General features: G+C 43.0%; 16 protein-coding genes and 4 tRNA genes. 2 read left to right on the forward strand and 18 right to left on the reverse strand.

The window, feature by feature from the left end; genetic code table 11:
* Nucleotides 1-170 precede the first annotated feature (170 nt).
* From B3X18_RS04210 to B3X18_RS04295, 18 genes are all read right to left on the reverse strand, one after another.
* Nucleotides 171-245 (reverse strand) — tRNA-Thr (locus B3X18_RS04210).
* Between the two features lie 16 nt (nucleotides 246-261).
* A tRNA-Gly gene (locus tag B3X18_RS04215) sits at nucleotides 262-337 on the reverse strand.
* 37 nt (nucleotides 338-374) lie between these two features.
* A tRNA-Tyr gene (locus B3X18_RS04220) sits at nucleotides 375-458 on the reverse strand.
* 48 nt (nucleotides 459-506) lie between these two features.
* Nucleotides 507-582, reverse strand: a tRNA-Thr gene (locus tag B3X18_RS04225).
* A gap of 98 nt (nucleotides 583-680) precedes the next feature.
* Nucleotides 681-2,174, reverse strand: a complete 1,494-nt coding sequence (gene trpE, locus B3X18_RS04230; RefSeq protein ID WP_005405839.1) for an anthranilate synthase component I — start codon at nucleotides 2,172-2,174, stop codon at nucleotides 681-683.
* A gap of 117 nt (nucleotides 2,175-2,291) precedes the next feature.
* Nucleotides 2,292-2,963 carry a phosphoglycolate phosphatase gene (locus B3X18_RS04235; protein WP_017400651.1) on the reverse strand — a complete coding sequence of 224 codons (672 nt, stop codon included), beginning with the start codon at nucleotides 2,961-2,963 and terminating at the stop codon, nucleotides 2,292-2,294.
* 55 nt (nucleotides 2,964-3,018) lie between these two features.
* On the reverse strand, nucleotides 3,019-3,678 hold the full coding sequence (locus tag B3X18_RS04240; RefSeq protein ID WP_017400650.1) for an FHA domain-containing protein: 660 nt from the start codon (nucleotides 3,676-3,678) through the stop codon (nucleotides 3,019-3,021).
* 65 nt (nucleotides 3,679-3,743) lie between these two features.
* Nucleotides 3,744-5,999, reverse strand: a complete 2,256-nt coding sequence (gene gspD / locus B3X18_RS04245) for a type II secretion system secretin GspD (protein WP_017400649.1) — start codon at nucleotides 5,997-5,999, stop codon at nucleotides 3,744-3,746.
* A gap of 41 nt (nucleotides 6,000-6,040) precedes the next feature.
* Entirely contained in the window at nucleotides 6,041-6,883 is an 843-nt protein-coding gene (locus B3X18_RS04250) for a type II secretion system protein N (RefSeq protein WP_005023006.1), read from the reverse strand.
* Complete coding sequence (gspN, locus tag B3X18_RS04255) at nucleotides 6,883-7,626, reverse strand: type II secretion system protein N (protein ID WP_017400648.1); 744 nt, start codon at nucleotides 7,624-7,626, stop codon at nucleotides 6,883-6,885. Before gspN ends, B3X18_RS04250 begins: the two co-directional genes overlap by 1 nt.
* 165 nt (nucleotides 7,627-7,791) lie before the next feature.
* Nucleotides 7,792-8,118 carry an H-NS family nucleoid-associated regulatory protein gene (locus tag B3X18_RS04260; protein WP_005017085.1) on the reverse strand — a complete coding sequence of 109 codons (327 nt, stop codon included), beginning with the start codon at nucleotides 8,116-8,118 and terminating at the stop codon, nucleotides 7,792-7,794.
* A gap of 166 nt (nucleotides 8,119-8,284) precedes the next feature.
* Nucleotides 8,285-8,722 (reverse strand): acyl-CoA thioesterase, encoded by a 438-nt coding sequence (locus B3X18_RS04265; protein WP_005023004.1) that lies wholly within the window; start codon nucleotides 8,720-8,722, stop codon nucleotides 8,285-8,287.
* A 9-nt stretch (nucleotides 8,723-8,731) separates the two neighbouring features.
* Entirely contained in the window at nucleotides 8,732-9,925 is a 1,194-nt protein-coding gene (locus tag B3X18_RS04270) for a membrane protein (RefSeq protein ID WP_005023003.1), read from the reverse strand.
* A gap of 9 nt (nucleotides 9,926-9,934) precedes the next feature.
* Nucleotides 9,935-10,783 carry a hypothetical protein gene (locus B3X18_RS04275; RefSeq protein WP_005023002.1) on the reverse strand — a complete coding sequence of 283 codons (849 nt, stop codon included), beginning with the start codon at nucleotides 10,781-10,783 and terminating at the stop codon, nucleotides 9,935-9,937.
* A complete protein-coding gene (locus tag B3X18_RS04280) occupies nucleotides 10,780-11,562 on the reverse strand; it encodes a uroporphyrinogen-III synthase (protein WP_005023000.1) in 783 nt (260 codons plus the stop codon). The genes B3X18_RS04275 and B3X18_RS04280 overlap by 4 nt, the downstream gene beginning before the upstream one ends.
* A 5-nt stretch (nucleotides 11,563-11,567) precedes the next feature.
* Complete coding sequence (hemC, locus tag B3X18_RS04285; protein WP_026444029.1) at nucleotides 11,568-12,488, reverse strand: hydroxymethylbilane synthase; 921 nt, start codon at nucleotides 12,486-12,488, stop codon at nucleotides 11,568-11,570.
* A 102-nt stretch (nucleotides 12,489-12,590) separates the two neighbouring features.
* On the reverse strand, nucleotides 12,591-13,328 hold the full coding sequence (locus B3X18_RS04290) for a LytR/AlgR family response regulator transcription factor (RefSeq protein WP_005022996.1): 738 nt from the start codon (nucleotides 13,326-13,328) through the stop codon (nucleotides 12,591-12,593).
* A 68-nt stretch (nucleotides 13,329-13,396) separates the two neighbouring features.
* Entirely contained in the window at nucleotides 13,397-14,536 is a 1,140-nt protein-coding gene (locus B3X18_RS04295; protein ID WP_005022995.1) for a sensor histidine kinase, read from the reverse strand.
* Here B3X18_RS04295 and argH point away from each other — a divergent pair.
* Both argH and B3X18_RS04305 read left to right on the forward strand, forming a co-directional pair.
* Nucleotides 14,527-15,960 carry an argininosuccinate lyase gene (argH, locus tag B3X18_RS04300; protein WP_010700193.1) on the forward strand — a complete coding sequence of 478 codons (1,434 nt, stop codon included), beginning with the start codon at nucleotides 14,527-14,529 and terminating at the stop codon, nucleotides 15,958-15,960. The genes B3X18_RS04295 and argH overlap by 10 nt on opposite strands.
* 29 nt (nucleotides 15,961-15,989) lie before the next feature.
* Nucleotides 15,990-16,163 (forward strand): oxidative damage protection protein (locus B3X18_RS04305; protein WP_286935150.1); only part of this gene is annotated, 174 nt, incomplete at its 3' end.

Genomic DNA, 16,163 nt, shown 5'->3' on the forward strand with positions numbered 1-16,163 from the left:
TTTAGCCATGATGATCTTCCTCGTTTACGTCGAAACCAGCTTAAGAAAACAGCCCTGAGATAACTCAGCTCATCGACCCATCGTCTAAAAACAGACACCCAATACTTGAAAAGCAGACTTAAAAGCCTGCTTTTTAAAAAACTTTGTAGAAAAATCTACTAAACTGTATCTGGAGCTCTTATCCAGATTTGAACTGGAGACCTCTCCCTTACCAAGGGAGTGCTCTACCACTGAGCTATAAGAGCGAAATTTAGCTTTAAATGGAGCGGGAGACGAGGTTCGAACTCGCGACATGCAGCTTGGAAGGCTACCGCTCTACCAACTGAGCTACTCCCGCATTGTTGGTAATTGACCACTACATTTAAAGTAAAAGTTGGTGGTGGGAGAAGGATTCGAACCTTCGAAGCTTACGCGGCAGAGTTACAGTCTGCTCCCTTTGACCGCTCGGGAATCCCACCAATCGCACTTATTTCAGTGCTTTCCTCTACAAACTTACACACTTTAGATGGTGCCGGCACACGGATTCGAACTGTGGACCTACTGATTACAAGTCAGTTGCTCTACCAACTGAGCTATGCCGGCGCTTCTTAGTGTTTCGTACGTTTCGTATCGGAACGGTGTGCAGTTTAGCAAAACTTCGCAGGCATGCAACAGTTTTTTTTAAAAAAACTCTCAAAAACTCATAAAATCAATCCGTTTGATGATAATTCAACCGCTTTGATCACTGCGCGAGCTTTTATTTGAGTTTCATTCCATTCAGATTCAGGATTCGAGTCAGCGACCAGCCCCGCTCCAGCCTGTACATAAACCTTATTTTCACGAATCACACAAGTTCGAATGGCAATCGACATATCCATTTCACCATGCCATCCCAAATAACCTACAGCCCCACCGAAAATCCCACGTTTAACTGGCTCGACTTCATCAATAATTTGCATTGCACGAATTTTAGGGGCGCCAGAAAGTGTTCCAGCCGGAAAAGTAGCTTTAAATACATCTAGTGCATCAATACCTTCACTTACTTCACCTTGCACATTTGAAACAATATGCATGACGTGTGAATAGCGTTCAATAACCATGCGGTCCGTCACCTGTACCTTACCAATTTGTGAGACTCGACCGATATCGTTACGCCCCAGATCAATCAGCATTAAATGTTCGGCAATCTCTTTTTCATCAGATAAAAGGTCCTGTTCAAGCGCCAAGTCCTCTTCCTTGGTTTTACCACGCGGACGGGTTCCTGCAAGTGGCCGTACAGTTGCTATCCCATTTTCCAGACGAGAAAGAATTTCAGGCGATGAACCTACAATATGAAATGGCTTGCCATCAGTTAAAGTTTGACCTTGTACTAAAAATAAATAAGGTGATGGATTAAGGTGACGTAGTGCACGATAGACCTGCAATGCCTCTCCATCAAACTCAGATACCATACGATGACCTGGCACTACCTGCATTACATCACCAGCCCGGATATACTCCTTAACTGTCTCAATCGACTCAAGGAATCTATCTTTCCCGGTAAGAGACTCAAAATGTGGTGGGGTGTGTGGATAAGCCTGCAAGCTGATTGGTGTATTCAGTGTCTGTTCCAGATGATCGAGTTGTAACTGCGCGCGCTGATAGGCTTCAGGATCATTGATATCTGCATGCACAATCAGAAACAGCGTATCTTTAAGATTGTCAAAAATAATGACTGTTTTTGACAGCATCATCCATATATCTGGCAAGCCCACTGGATCTGCTTGCGGCATATTATTGAGCTTGGGTTCAATATAGCGCACTGCATCATAGCCAAAATAACCGACCAGCCCTCCTGTAAAACCGGGCAATCCGGGTAACAACTGCGCATCAGGTACTTTAAACTGAGCCTGGAAGTCTCGAATAAACTGGAACGGGTCATCACACAGCTGGGTGGTAAGCTGGCCATCAGCAGCTTTTACAGTGAGTTCTCCCTCATTACAAGAAAATACTACAGATTCACCCAAGCCAATCATTGAATATCTGGCCCAGTTTTCACCCCCCTCAACCGATTCAAACAGATAAGCTTGACTATGGTGTTTTAAACGCGCAAATACGGACAGTGGAGTTTCGGTATCTGCCAGGCGCTGACGGTAAACAGGGATCAGGTTATAGCCGGCATGTTTAAGTGATTCAAACTGGTTTAGGGTGGTCATACAGGGACTCTTGATTGTTTTTCGTTAAGTTAGGCATCAGGCTTTAAAGCTATGTTATGTCGCCATCGAAAAACCATACTGTTGTCCATTGTTGTATCCTTCACTTTCTAAACTTTTTCAATGATCAATTAATTCTCTTAAATCATCTACGACCTGCTGTGGAGCCGAGTCATGAATATCTTCACCATGATTATAACCATAGCTTACGACAATACAATCAACCCCTGCACGGCGTGCTGCCTCAATATCATTGCTTGAATCACCAATTAATAGTGTCTGTTTCGTATTACTCTTGAGAACATCCATACAGTGCAGTAGAGGTAGAGGATGCGGTTTTTTATGTTCCAAGCTATCACCACCGACCACCAGTTTAAAATACTGGTCCAGCCTTAATTCATAGAGTAAGGCTTCAGCCAGTTTTTGTGGTTTATTGGTCACACAAGCCAAAGTAATATTTTGCCGGACGGCATAGTTAAGAAAATCAATTACCCCAGGAAATGGCTTACTGTCCACACAAATACCAGCAGCGTATACTTCTAAAAATTCTGCGTAGAGCTGCTGATGCTGACTCGGTTCAACTTCACCCAGAAGATTAAGTAATACATCTTCACATAGTTTAGATGCACCTTTACCTACCCATTGCCGAATCTGTTGTTCTGTAACCATCGGGAGTTGCAGGGTATTTAAGCTGATATTCATCGCTCTAAACAGATCAGTGGCTGAATCTACCAGCGTTCCATCCAGATCAAACAGGATTAAATTGCGTGTTGTAAGTTGAGCAACTGTCATATTTTTTATCCAGATAAAAAGGCATGCGAGCATGCCCATGAATGTGACTATATAATTATTTAAAGAATACCCATGCAATTACTGCCAGAATAATCAGCACGATCACTGTCATTAAGCCTACTGATGCATTTTTCTGTTGCTCTTTTTCTTCAGCAACACGTGATACAGGCTGTTCCAGTGGCACGGACTGAGGTTCCGGCTGCACTTTAGGCTGGACAGTTTCAGGAATTGGCGCGGGCTTAGGAATATCTACTCGCTGCGGCATCCCTTCACGGCTAACCGGAACTTCTGCACGTTCAGTCAGGCTTGGCATACCTTGCTCGTTCATCTGCTCTGCAGCAGTTTTTTCAACCACAACTGACTCGGTAGACTCAACCACTGGCTCCATTTCAACTTCTGGCTCATCATCCTGCACTGCATCTGCTACAGGTGCCAAAATTGAGAACTTAAGGCTGGCAAATTGCAGAATGTCACCATCTTTTAGCAAGGTTTCATGGTCAATCTTGACATTATTAACAAAAGTACCATTGGATGAATTAAGGTCTTGTACCCAAAGTCCCTGATCTTTTAACAGCAGGGCAGCATGACGGCGGGAGATTTCCGCAGACTGTAACAATACATCAGCGTCCTGATGCCGGCCCACCAGCATGTCATGGGTAATACTGATTTCCTGCCCCGTAATATCACCTGTAATTGCTTGTAATTTCCAAGTCATAAACTCATCTCTTGTGGTTTTTTTATATCATAACATGCCTTATTTCATGTTCCGTGCCTTGTCTGTTAAGAAGCCGGACGCAGAGTAGTTGTAGTTACTGTATTTTTAGTACGTTCTACCTCCGGTTGAGGCAAAGCTACACTACGTTGTCCAATACCAGGTTCAATTGCTACAGGAGTCGTCGTTACCACAGGAGTAACACCCCCTGAAGAAAGCTGCTTGTACACATTAGGTTTATCAGAGGTAGCAGGAACCGGCAAACGTTGCTGATAGACATCCTCTACATTTTCAGGCAATTTGGCGAAATTCCCGTCTTTATCCATAGCCAGCTGTAAGCTATAAAGCTGATCATAACGGCGTTGCGTTAATCGGCGTACATCATTAGCATCGCCGACAATGGTCGGATGGATAAATACCAGCAGGTTTCGCTTTTCATTACTGTTGCTGTCAGACCGGAACAGGCGGCCTATGCCCGGGATAGCCCCCAAACCTGGTACAGCCTGTCGACTGTAAATAGAATTATCTGAGATTAGTCCACCGAGTACGACTGTTTGACCATGTTCAGCCAAGACTGCTGTTTTAATTGCACGTTTACTGGTAACCAAGTCTGTAGCTTGTCCTTTATTAGGCTGTACATTTGATACTTCCTGCTCCACCTCCAGCCGGACAGTACCATTTTCACCAATATGTGGAATAACTTTTAGAGTCACACCAACATCTTTACGTTCCACAGTTGTATAAGGATTTACACCATTTGCATTTGTTGTCACTGAACCGGTAACAAATGGGACATTCTGGCCGACAACGATATAAGCCTCTTCATTATCCATGGTAACAATAGAGGGTGTGGACAACAGATTAGACTTGGTATTGTCCTTTAAGGCCTGAATTAGGGCGCCATACAAACGTCGTGAGCCATCAGCACCTTCACGATAGTCACCTAAAAGAAGTGATGAACCTCTTAAATTACTGGCTGCATTAGCAAGTGCTGAACCACCAGCCAGATAACCAGCAGCAAGACTGGCGAGACTGCTTCCTACATTTGTAAAATTAACCAAGCCAATTCCACTGCTGATATCACCGAGTGCCCACTGCACTCCAAGCTGATCTGCATCATCACCAGCAACTTCAATAATTGCAGCTTCAATCAGAACCTGCTGGCGACGTATATCCAATTGCTGAATTGCTGATTCAATTTCACGCATCAGCTGGGGATCAGCCTTAACTACCAGAGCATTCTGGTTAGTATCCGCAATAATGCTAACCCCATTGGCATTAAAACTACTGATCGGATTTTGCCCGGAATTAGTGTTAGCGTTGAGGTTAATACCCGGTGTAGAAATTCCAGAGCCAGTGCCGCCCTGATTATTAGTGCCAGTATTATTAGTCAGGTTATTAATAGAATTACTGGAACCAGAATTATTTGAATTATTGTTGCTATTTACTGCCTGCCCGGTCACCAGTCCTTGCAGGATCTCGGACAGGTTCTGGGCACTGGCATATTTCAAGCGGAATACTTTAAGTCCCCCCAGACGGTCTGCTGAGGGTACATCCAGCATCTCAATCATATGCCGGATACGTTTACGTGTCGCCGGATCGCCTTTAATCAAAATACGGTTAGTCCGGTTATCTGCCATAATTCTTACCCGTGCCCCACTAAAATCTTTAGCAGCGCCCGTTGAACTCATGGACTCCAACAGTCCAATCACTTCTTCTGCCTGGCTCGACTGCAAGCTAATTGCTTCAATATCATTTTGCCCGGTACCATCGAGATTGCGGACAATTGTTTCTAATTGCGCAATATTACTGGCACGATCAGAGACAATGAGAGCATTTGTTCCTGCCACTGCAGCAAGATGTGCAAACTGTGGCATTAATGGACGTAAAGCTGGTATCAGGTCATTAGGATTCGTGTTTTCCAGCCAGATTACCCGGGTGACCACCTGATCACCACGTGCATTACGTCGTGCATCATAAGGAACACCTGAGCTTTTTATATTACTATCTGGAACCAGTTTAATAGTATTCCCTGATGGAATTGCCACTACACCGTTGACATTTAATACACCCAGGAACAGATCATAAACTTCATTTTTATTGAGTGGCTTATTAGAGATGACCGTCACATTTCCGCGGACCCGTGGATCAACTGCAAAATTTTTCCCTGTGATATCGGCAACTTCATTGATAAAAGCAGTCAGGTCTGCATCACGCAGATTAATTTTCCAGGTTTGTGCATAGGCTGCAGTGCTTATAGCAGCGATGACTGGTGCTGCAGCCACTAAAGCCCAAAGTGGACGATGATGTTGTAATAAAGCCATAGCCTGTTATTTTTCCTAACACTACTGTGAGGTATCCCCACTTAAAAACTTTGTTGGATGGTCATCACCTGATCACCACGTTTTATTTCTATTCTGACTTGCCCTTCACGTCTGGCTTGTTCAAGTAACTGAATATCACTTTGTCCCTGGCCGACAGGCTGACCGTTTACAGACATAATCCGGTCACCTGGGCGTAAACCCAGCTTACTGCGCAATGCGGCCGGTGTACGGCTGGTGACCTCATAACCGTTACCGGTCGAGCTTACACCCATTTCCTGCAAATATTGTTCACGGTCTTCCTGAATTTTTTGTATCGCCTGTCCTAAAGCAGATTGAGAAGAATTTGCAGGTGATGGCGAAGGAGCTGCCGAAGTGGCAGAGTCAGCGGGTGGCACAATCGGCTGGTTCAGGCCATTTTCAATTCCTTTAAACTGAACTTCACGAGATGTACCATTGGGTTGACGCAATATCACCCGGTCCCAGTAAACCTCTGCCAATTGAAATGAAGAATTAGCAATGGTTTCTCCAACCCGATAACGCTCTGCAATCTGGTCTACTTTAATTACAGCTGAGGAATAACGGTTTGGATAACCAATGACCACACCCTGCAACTCTATATTTAAACTTTCAGCAGATGTATTCGCCGCAGCACTTTGACCTGGTTCGTAAAACAGGGAAAATGAAGAAATATTTGGAACTTGTGGCTGCTGCGAACCCAGCATGACGCGCTCAAACTGTATGCCTTGTGGCGGTGCTACCACCCACCAGAACAACGCTGCCAGCTTCCAGCAAAAGATCAGAATTAATAATGCCAGCACAAACGGTCCAGCCCGGTCCAGTTTAGACCAGGAAATATCCTGGAGTTTATTCAGATAGGTTTTCATCACCAGTTGCCCCGTAATAGAGGCTGACGGGAGCTAATCACATAGGTATCGAGTCCAGCTTTACCGTCATAAGAAAGGACATTCAAGAGTAGACGCTGGGTTAGTTGCACATCCAGCATCATGTCCGGATCAAGAACCAGATTTGCCATTTTCTGTCCACGCTGATCTTGTATATTAAAGATAAGCTTTCCACCGTCGTCTTGAATCTCTCCTTTTAAAGAGGGTATATTCATTCGGTCCTGCCGTGAGCCCAAGCTATACAGGAGTTGTCCGCCTGCCCATTGCAGCTGGCCAGTTGCATTGCTAAAGCCATCATTTTTCTGATAACGTAAATTAATATTTTGAAGCTGAATACTATTGGCTGGCCATTGCCAGTCTACTAAGGTCTTTAAGGTTTCTGGCGCTATTTGGCCCTTCATCTCTTGAATAATTATTTTTTTACCTAAACCATAGGCCACTGTACCATTTAGCTTTGTATTGGCACTATGAATTTCCAGGTCTGCTCCCAAGCGTAATAGCAATAAGTCGAGAGGCCTGGTTTTCCAGCTGACTGATCCACGCAATTTATCTTTATGCCAGTCTGCCTGGCCCTGCCAGATATTACCGCTGACATTTTGCAAGGTTTGATTATCTTTTGAAAATTTTGAAATAATCCAGGCAGCAGGTATCTGTAACACTACAAATAATAAAAATGCCAGGACTGCAAATATCCACCACGTTAATTGCTTCGTTCTTTTATTCATTCAGCAATAACCAACATTTAATTTTTTTCCTATAACTATATTTCTCCCCTGCGTCCCATTATGCATAATTTTTCTACCTCGCCAATTCACTGCTATAAAAAAACCAAGCATTCATGCTTGGCTTTTTTAACATTCTAAGGCAGTCGAATGACAGTTCGATGAAACTTAGATCAGAAAATCTTCAAGTTTTGCACCTTTTTCAAGAGCTGCTACTAACCAGCGTGGCTGCTTACCACGTCCTGTCCAAGTTTCTTCAGGATTTTCAGTATTACGATAACGTGGCTCTACTGATTTACGTGTTGTTTTCTTGCGCTTTTGCGCTCCAAATTCTAGCAACTGTTCAATAGTCAGACCCACATTTTCAGCAATTTCTAAAACCTGTTCATAAGCTTCATCTACTGCTTGATCTTTTTTGCTGGCGATTAATGCTTCGGCTTCAAGCTGTAATCTTTTGAGATCTTCTACCGAAAGTTCACTAATATCTGGCTTCATTAATATTGGCTCCGCAACACAGGTTAATCATATTTATTTGAATTAATATTCAAACTCATATTATGTATTTTAAATACAATTATCAAGACTATTTAATTAAATTAATAACAATAACTCAACATAGCCAAATTAATATGAAATAGGAGGTTTTATTTAATAAAACTAATCATCGGTTATTTAAATCATGCTTAACAGTTTTTTCAATCTTAATGATTTTTTCTCTTATTATTTCAGGAATGAGTGTCTTTTGCATATTCTCTTTATCTACGCAAACAATTACTGCTTCTCCTAAAGCGACATTTTGTTGTTGGGCACTACTCCATATCAGGTAATTCATGCGAAAGGCACTATTCCTAATCTCTTCAACCCTGACGCCAATTTTCAACTGATCTGGATAAAATACCGGTTTAAGGTATTTACACTGGCTTGAAGCCACAACAGTATTAATATCAAGCTTGAATATATTCAAGCTATCAAGATAACAAATACGGGCACTTTCTATATAACGGTAATAAATTACATTATTGACATGCCCAAATGCATCCATATCTCCCCAAGCAACATTCTGTTCATAAATTACTGGGTAATCTGTTAACTTGGTCATATTAATTCCTTAAATCTTTAACTGCATAAAATTAGCGTCATTTTCAAAAATCAGATTTAATTGCTGAATTAAATCCTCATTTCCTTTAAATACTGTTTTGATCCTTAAATAAATCATCAATATATTATCTGGATAGAGTTCAAGTAACTGCTCTGCCTCCAATGCACGGTCAGTTGCTTGATATATGTGCCATTTTGCAAAACTTAATATAGGGATACTTGGGTACTTGTTTTCTAAAAATAAAATACGCTGCTCGACATATTCATAGTCAGGTTGCTGCTTAAGTAATTGTTGCTGAAACCATAAATAGAAAACATCTTGATCAAAATTATCAGCCAGCAGTAAATTGGCTAGTGATTCATGCTGCTGACTCATTTCAGGCATACGTGCCAGTAACTTAAGCCATAGAATCTGAATATCAGGTGTACGGTTCTGTATCTGACCTGCCATGTCCAAATAACGTTGCTGCAATGCTTGCAGATCATCAAGAGTTGCTTGGTCAAACTGGCCCAGCAGTTGCTGTAGCCACTGTTCTTTATAGTCGTGACTTAAGTGACCATATTTTCTGGAGCGCAAGTAGAGCCATGGATACTGAACTGCGAATTCCCCCCAGAGCTCATTAATCCTGTATTGATAGGCACTTTCCACTTGTTGTAACCAGGGAGACAAAGCATGTTGACTCAGAAATTCAAGATGAGTTAATGCCTGTTCAGGATCTTGCTGATGCAAAAAGATTTCAATCCGTTGTAGCTCTGCCAGTTCAAATGCATGGGGAGATGCCTGATTCAAGCTTTTCAATGCAAGGTCTGTCTCGGCATTACCTAAGAATAAGCGTGATTCAATCACTCCTCTTAATAGACCTGATTGAGAAAAGACCCGTTGAATAAATAACTGCTGATCCTGTTCCGCTTGTAACAGCCAAATCACTCCCAACTGCTCGTAAGGATGTAAGGTTTTGAAGTCAAGTACAGTTTCTGTTTTACGCTGTTCCCGAGCCAGATAACGTTTTAGTTGTAGCCAGACCAGCTGGATAATCAAACCGAATATTGCCAGTAAAGCTAGCCATATCCATAAATTGGTCTGCATTTGCCAGTTGCGCCATTGCACATAAACATAACCAGCACCGTAGCCATAACTTAGTACACTTAATAAGGCCAAAACCAGTAAGCTAACCAGTGTATAAGCAAGAAAAATCTGTTTCATACTGCCCCCTTAACCCAGTAATGTCATAGCACCAAGTTTCGGATTTGGTATGACTGGCAGATACTTCATATTCATTAAACGTTTTTTTAACTGCTGGCTGTCATAGTCGGGTAGCTGATTCAGCTGTTTAATTACATCATCCAGGCCCTGCTGGTATTCTGCATATTGCCCCTGCATAAGTGACTGTCTTACCAGTAACAGCCTTAGCTGTACCTCTTTGAGAACCAGTTGCCGATTCATCAATATAGCTCCTGGACGCTGAACTGGTTCAATCTGCAACCAGCGCTGCCAGAAATGTTGCGGCTGAATCTTGGCAGGACTTAAATTATTTTGCTGTATGGCCTGCTTCAGTAACTGGTCAGTTTCTAACAACAGTGCATCTAAAGATTCTTGTTGCCGAGTTTTAGCCTGCACGAACTGTTGAATCGCTAACTGATCTGTATGAATCACCTGATGTAGACTTTGTTTGAGTTCAGGTGCCAGTACATAGCCATGTAAATCACGATCCAGTTCTGATAATTTTTCCAGCGCATACACATACTGCTGCTGCCGGACAGCAAACTGAACCAGCTCTAAACGTTCACCAATTAATGCGACCGGGCTAAATTCTGCTAAAACGTCTGGACTTGACTGCTGCTGGGGAGACTGAGAGGGATTAGTGGAGGTAGTCACTGCTATCTGGCTAATCTGGCGCTGCAGAGCTACTACCTGGTCGTTGAGGCTTGCATTGAGCTGCTCAGTTCGATGCAAACTAACTTCTACTTCCGGTAATTGGCGGGAAACCTGAAACAGGTCATAACTAATTTTTGCCAACCAAGCCAACGCCAGAATGATTATACAGAATAAAAACTTTCTCATAATTTCCCTTGCAACTCTGCAATATACTGGAGTATGACCTCAGGTTTTAAATATTCTATTTTTGAAACCTGAAATTTGGCCTGATGCTGGATTTTATAACCGTGTATCAACTGATATAAACGCTCTCCCAGCACCAGATAATGACATAGCTGCAAAACAGACTGCTGATTCTGGCATAAATCCAGCCAGTTAGACCAGCTGGCTTCACTAGTAATAGGGACCAGCACCTGATTTCCGTATTGTATAATCTGTGCTGCAACTTTAGAAAAATCATGAATGCTTTGTGTCGGGCAGGACCGTTCGTATAAAATAAAGTTTAAAACCTTTATTCCCTGCTGATGCAGATTTTGCATCATAAACTGGCGCCCCCCCTCTCCGCGCCAGAATGCTACACTGTGCAGGTCATTAAATTGTCTGAATACATCAAGCTCAAGCATCCCCTCTGAGGTCTCAAGTTTAGGGACCTGACTGGAAATACTGTAATGCTTCAGGTGTTCAGCTGTAGTTTGGCCTACCGCTATCCATTGTAATTGTCTTAAATCGTTCAGGCTGATGCCACTTTGCTGAAGATACTGCATCCCAATATCTGCTGCTGCAGGACTCACTACCACAATTACCTGACAGAATGGCAGATTCTGATAGAGTTGTTGTAGCTGGAGTGAGTAAGCAGTTGGTGTTAGTTCAAGTAAAGGCAACTCAAGTACTTGATGACCTGCTTGCAGTAAGGCAAGACTTAATGCCTGACTGCGTTCTTGCGGGCGGGTATTAATAAATAGCATAAAACTTACTTATAAAGGGCTTTTAGCAGCTCGCCAGCACCTTGTGACAATAAATTTTCTGCCAATTCAACCCCCAACTGTTCAGCATGTTCCGGCTGTCCTGAAACTTGAGATGAAAGTAATATTAAGCCATCCACACTTCCTACACGGCCTTCAAGCTGGAGCTGGCCATTTTCCAGAGTCGCGTAAGCAGCAATCGGAACCTGACACCCTCCTTCCAAATGACTATTAAATGCTCGCTCTGCCCGTACACATATACTTGTCTGCTCATGCTGAAGTGGAGAAATCAGATCAAGTATGGCCTGATCATCTGTACGGCATTCTAGTCCTAGCGCACCTTGCCCAACAGCGGGCAGACTTAATTCCGGAGACAGGGTATGTTTAATGCGCTCACTCAATCCCAGACGTTTCAAACCAGCACTAGCCAGAATAATCGCATCATATTCACCTGCATCAAGTTTAGACAGACGGGTACCCACGTTACCACGTAAATCGAGAATATTCAGATCTGGACGGGCTTTCAAAATCTGGGTTTTACGGCGTAAACTTGACGTCCCGACTGTTGCCCCCTTTGGTAACTGCTCAAAGCCTTCAAAACGATTTGAAACAAAAGCATCACATGGATCTTCACGTTCACAGATCACAGGTAACGATAACCCTGTTGGCAAATGCATAGGCACATCTTTCATCGAGTGCACTGCCAAATCAGCACGTCCATCCAGCAAGGCAGCTTCAAGTTCTTTTACAAACAGGCCCTTACCCCCAATTTTTGCCAGAGGAGTATCAAGAATCTTATCGCCCTGGGTTACAAACGTGACCAGTTCTACCGTCAAGCCAGGGTGAAGTTCCTGCAAACGGGCACGAATATGTTCAGCTTGCCAGAGCGCTAGAGGGCTTTTACGGGTTGCAATTTTTAAGGTCATCATCATAATTCAGGCGTTAAAAAGTCCCTTTAAACTTAACGTGATCCCCTAAAAATGCAAGTAAATTATCGTCCAAAGCCGATAAAACCGTCCTATTTTAGTTCTTTAAAGCTTTTGTATCCGCTCACGCAGACCAGGTAAATGGCGACGGCTTACGGCCAGCCGCTCGTCAAGTTCACGGCAGCGTACCTGATACTGTCCGGAAGTCACAACCTCAAGCCCATCCAGATAGTCAACAGATACCAGTGCATTACGATGGATCCGGATAAACTTCTCCGAAAATTCCTGTTCAAGTTCTTTTAAGGTCTCATCAATCAAAATGCTGCCATGTTTATGACGTACTGTGACATATTTCTGGTCAGCTAAAAAATAGTAAATATTCTCCACAGGCACCAGCTCAACACCCCGATAACTTTTTGCAGTAATTTGCTGACGCTGTAATTTTGCCGTATCTATATCTTTCTGCTTCAGGCCCGACATTTGTGCCTGGTTCAAACGGGTCAGCCTGTCCAGAACCTGCTGCAGCTCACTGACCTCTATGGGCTTGAGCAGATAACCTTCCGCACTTGATTTAAAAGCTTCCAATGCATGATCTTCATAAGCCGTACAAAAGACAATCGCCGGCATAAGGTCCAGCTGGTTTAGCTGTTCAGCACATTGCAAACCATCCATTTCCGGCATTTGAATATCAAGCAATACAACATCAGGCTGATACTGCTGGACCAGTGCAATCGTATGCTGACCACTTGATGTTGTAGCGACTACATGGTGCCCGAGCTGGGTAACCAGACGAGATAAGCGTTCGACGGCCAATGGCTCATCATCACAAATCAGGATATCCATTTTTTCTCCTTGTCTAGACCAACTTCATTTAATTTATATATGTTGATCTGGACTCTGGTTTTATTCTTTTATTTATAATGGTACTGCACGATAGTGGTATAAATCCCCTCACCGGCAAAAGTTTGAAACTGTACAGACTGTCCAAAATAGGCCTGTAACCGCTCCCGTACACTTTGTATAGCAATACCATGACCTTTACGTAATGTTATTTTATCTAAAGAGTAAGGATTGGTAATGACTATAGTAACTTGATTTTGAAGTATTTCAACCAGTATACCGATGGTACCTTGAGTATAGACACTTTCAACTCCATGGAAAATACTATTTTCAATCAAAGGCTGTAAGGTCAGAAGTGGAATATAAACCTGATTTAAAGAGTGAGTATTTTCTATTTTCCACTCTACCTGGAGCCGTTCACCCAGACGCATCTGCTCAATTGAAAGGTAATGCCGGCACAAATCAATTTCCTGCTGTAAGCTGACCAGCTTGAGGTCTTGCAGGCTGGCACGAAAAAGTTTAGACAAGCTGATCAGCATTGTTTCAGCCTTGTCAGGGTCTGTACTGATGAGACTTACTACACTATTTATACTATTAAATAAAAAATGCGGATGAATACGTGCCTGCATGGCCTGTATACGGGCGTTTAATCCACTACTTTGCTGTCTGAACCATTGCTCCCGCATATACAGATAACGTAGAAAGATAACTCCCATCAATATCCCAAAACTGAGATTTAAACCTATATCTTTAAATGAAATATCGGAATCTATTCCCGTCCAGCTCAAATGACTACCCCAATAGTTCAGCATATTCAGACTGAAGGTAGATACCAGAACAATGCACTGAAGTAGCAGAAAACCGAACAGTAAGGCATAAAAATGGTTGAGCTGTCTGAACTGGTTTTGCCAGGTATCTACCAAAGCAGTAAAACACAATACTACCCATTGAATAAAAAAAATGTACTGTGCCAATTGGTCAAGCTGAAGGTTTTGCCATGTCCCCGCTTTTGCCAGAATAAGGATCAGTGACAACAGCGTACTGACCAGAAATAATTCGATTAGATATTGCCAGCGTCCACGCTTTGTAAAAGAATATAAATTATTCCGGTTATTTATTGATGGTATTGCGGAATTATCACGCTGTGCTTCGGCAAGCGCTGTTGAATTTGCTATACTCTTTTTTATTTTGCTGAGCCGACATGACCACATCTTCTCATTCCTCCAATACGCCTGCCCAGAATCAGACTTCCGGTATGTGGGGCGGCCGTTTTTCCGAAGCTACCGATGCTTTTGTGGCTGAATTTACCGCATCTGTACAATTTGACCAACGTTTTTATAAACAGGATATTGCCGGTTCAATTGCTCATGCGACCATGCTTGCCAAAGTAGGGGTACTGACCGAACAGGAACGTGATGACATTATTGAAGGTCTAACTGCCATTAAAGCAGATATTGAGGCAGGAAATTTTGAGTGGCGCATTGACCTTGAAGATGTACATATGAACATCGAGTCACGCCTGACCCAGCGTATCGGCATTACAGGTAAAAAACTCCATACCGGCCGTAGCCGTAATGACCAGGTCGCAACTGATATCCGTCTTTATGTCCGTGATGAAATTGATGCCATTTTAGATCTGCTGGAAAAATTACAAAAAGGTATTTTGGGTTTGGCAGCTAAAAATACCCAAACCATCATGCCCGGTTTTACCCATCTACAAACCGCACAGCCTGTGACTTTTGGTCATCATTTATTGGCCTGGTTTGAGATGCTGGTTCGTGACTCTGAACGTCTTATTGATTGCCGCAAGCGCGTTAATCGCATGCCATTAGGTTCTGCGGCACTTGCTGGTACAACTTATCCAATTGACCGTGCATATACGGCTGAACTTTTGGGTTTTGAAACAGTTGCTGAAAACTCGTTAGATGCCGTATCGGATCGTGACTTTGCGATTGAATTTAATGCTGCTGCATCTTTAATCATGATGCATTTATCACGCATGTCCGAAGAACTGATTCTATGGACTTCAGCACAGTTCAAATTCGTTAATATCCCGGATCGTTTCTGTACGGGTTCTTCAATCATGCCACAAAAGAAAAATCCCGATGTCCCTGAACTGGTACGTGGTAAAACCGGTCGTGTCTATGGTGACCTGATGAGCCTGTTGACCCTAATGAAAGGCCAACCATTAGCATACAACAAGGATAATCAGGAAGATAAAGAGCCATTATTTGATGCAATTGATACCGTACGTGGTTCATTGATGGCATTTGCTGACATGATTCCAGCTCTGGTACCCAATATCGATATCATGCGTGAAGCAGCCCTTCGCGGTTTTTCTACTGCAACAGACCTTGCGGACTACTTGGTAAAAAATGGAGTCGCTTTTCGCGATGCACATGAAATCGTAGGTAAAGCAGTGGCTCTGGGCGTTCAGGAAGGTAAAGATCTCTCTGAACTTAGCCTTGAACAGCTTCAACAGTTCTCTGACCTGATTCAGGCAGATGTATTTGAAAAAGCACTAACTCTGGAAGCTTCAGTAAATGCGCGTAACCATATTGGCGGTACGGCCCCGGCTCAAGTAGAAGCAGCTATTGATCGTGCGCATGCGCGTTTAGAAAAGCTTTATGCTTAAACGCTATATCTTAACTTTGGAGTATTGATATGTCTCGACAGGTGTTTTGCCGTAAATATCAAAAAGAAATGGAAGGGTTAGAATTTGCGCCCTTCCCCGGCGCTAGAGGTCAGGAACTATTTGACACGGTTTCTAAACAGGCTTGGCAGGAATGGTTACAGCACCAGACCACCCTCATTAATGAAAAGCGTTTGAATGTATTT

The sequence above is a fragment of the Acinetobacter sp. UBA6571 genome, assembly GCF_002434085.1.
Classification (GTDB): domain Bacteria; phylum Pseudomonadota; class Gammaproteobacteria; order Pseudomonadales; family Moraxellaceae; genus Acinetobacter; species Acinetobacter radioresistens.

Excerpts from the sequence above, each read along its gene's own strand:
- B3X18_RS04280 (WP_005023000.1), bottom strand. The coding sequence starts at position 11,562 with ATGCTATTTATTAATACCCGCCCGCAAGAACGCAGTCAGGCATTAAGT.
- B3X18_RS04270 (WP_005023003.1), bottom strand. The coding sequence starts at position 9,925 with ATGAAACAGATTTTTCTTGCTTATACACTGGTTAGCTTACTGGTTTTG.
- gspN (WP_017400648.1), bottom strand. The coding sequence starts at position 7,626 with ATGAATAAAAGAACGAAGCAATTAACGTGGTGGATATTTGCAGTCCTG.
- gspD (WP_017400649.1), bottom strand. The coding sequence starts at position 5,999 with ATGGCTTTATTACAACATCATCGTCCACTTTGGGCTTTAGTGGCTGCA.
- trpE (WP_005405839.1), bottom strand. The coding sequence starts at position 2,174 with ATGACCACCCTAAACCAGTTTGAATCACTTAAACATGCCGGCTATAAC.
- B3X18_RS04265 (WP_005023004.1), bottom strand. The coding sequence starts at position 8,722 with ATGACCAAGTTAACAGATTACCCAGTAATTTATGAACAGAATGTTGCT.
- B3X18_RS04275 (WP_005023002.1), bottom strand. The coding sequence starts at position 10,783 with ATGAGAAAGTTTTTATTCTGTATAATCATTCTGGCGTTGGCTTGGTTG.
- B3X18_RS04235 (WP_017400651.1), bottom strand. The coding sequence starts at position 2,963 with ATGACAGTTGCTCAACTTACAACACGCAATTTAATCCTGTTTGATCTG.
- B3X18_RS04240 (WP_017400650.1), bottom strand. The coding sequence starts at position 3,678 with ATGACTTGGAAATTACAAGCAATTACAGGTGATATTACGGGGCAGGAA.
- hemC (WP_026444029.1), bottom strand. The coding sequence starts at position 12,488 with ATGATGACCTTAAAAATTGCAACCCGTAAAAGCCCTCTAGCGCTCTGG.
- B3X18_RS04250 (WP_005023006.1), bottom strand. The coding sequence starts at position 6,883 with ATGAAAACCTATCTGAATAAACTCCAGGATATTTCCTGGTCTAAACTG.
- B3X18_RS04260 (WP_005017085.1), bottom strand. The coding sequence starts at position 8,118 with ATGAAGCCAGATATTAGTGAACTTTCGGTAGAAGATCTCAAAAGATTA.
- B3X18_RS04290 (WP_005022996.1), bottom strand. The coding sequence starts at position 13,328 with ATGGATATCCTGATTTGTGATGATGAGCCATTGGCCGTCGAACGCTTA.
- argH (WP_010700193.1), top strand. The coding sequence starts at position 14,527 with ATGACCACATCTTCTCATTCCTCCAATACGCCTGCCCAGAATCAGACT.
- B3X18_RS04295 (WP_005022995.1), bottom strand. The coding sequence starts at position 14,536 with ATGTGGTCATGTCGGCTCAGCAAAATAAAAAAGAGTATAGCAAATTCA.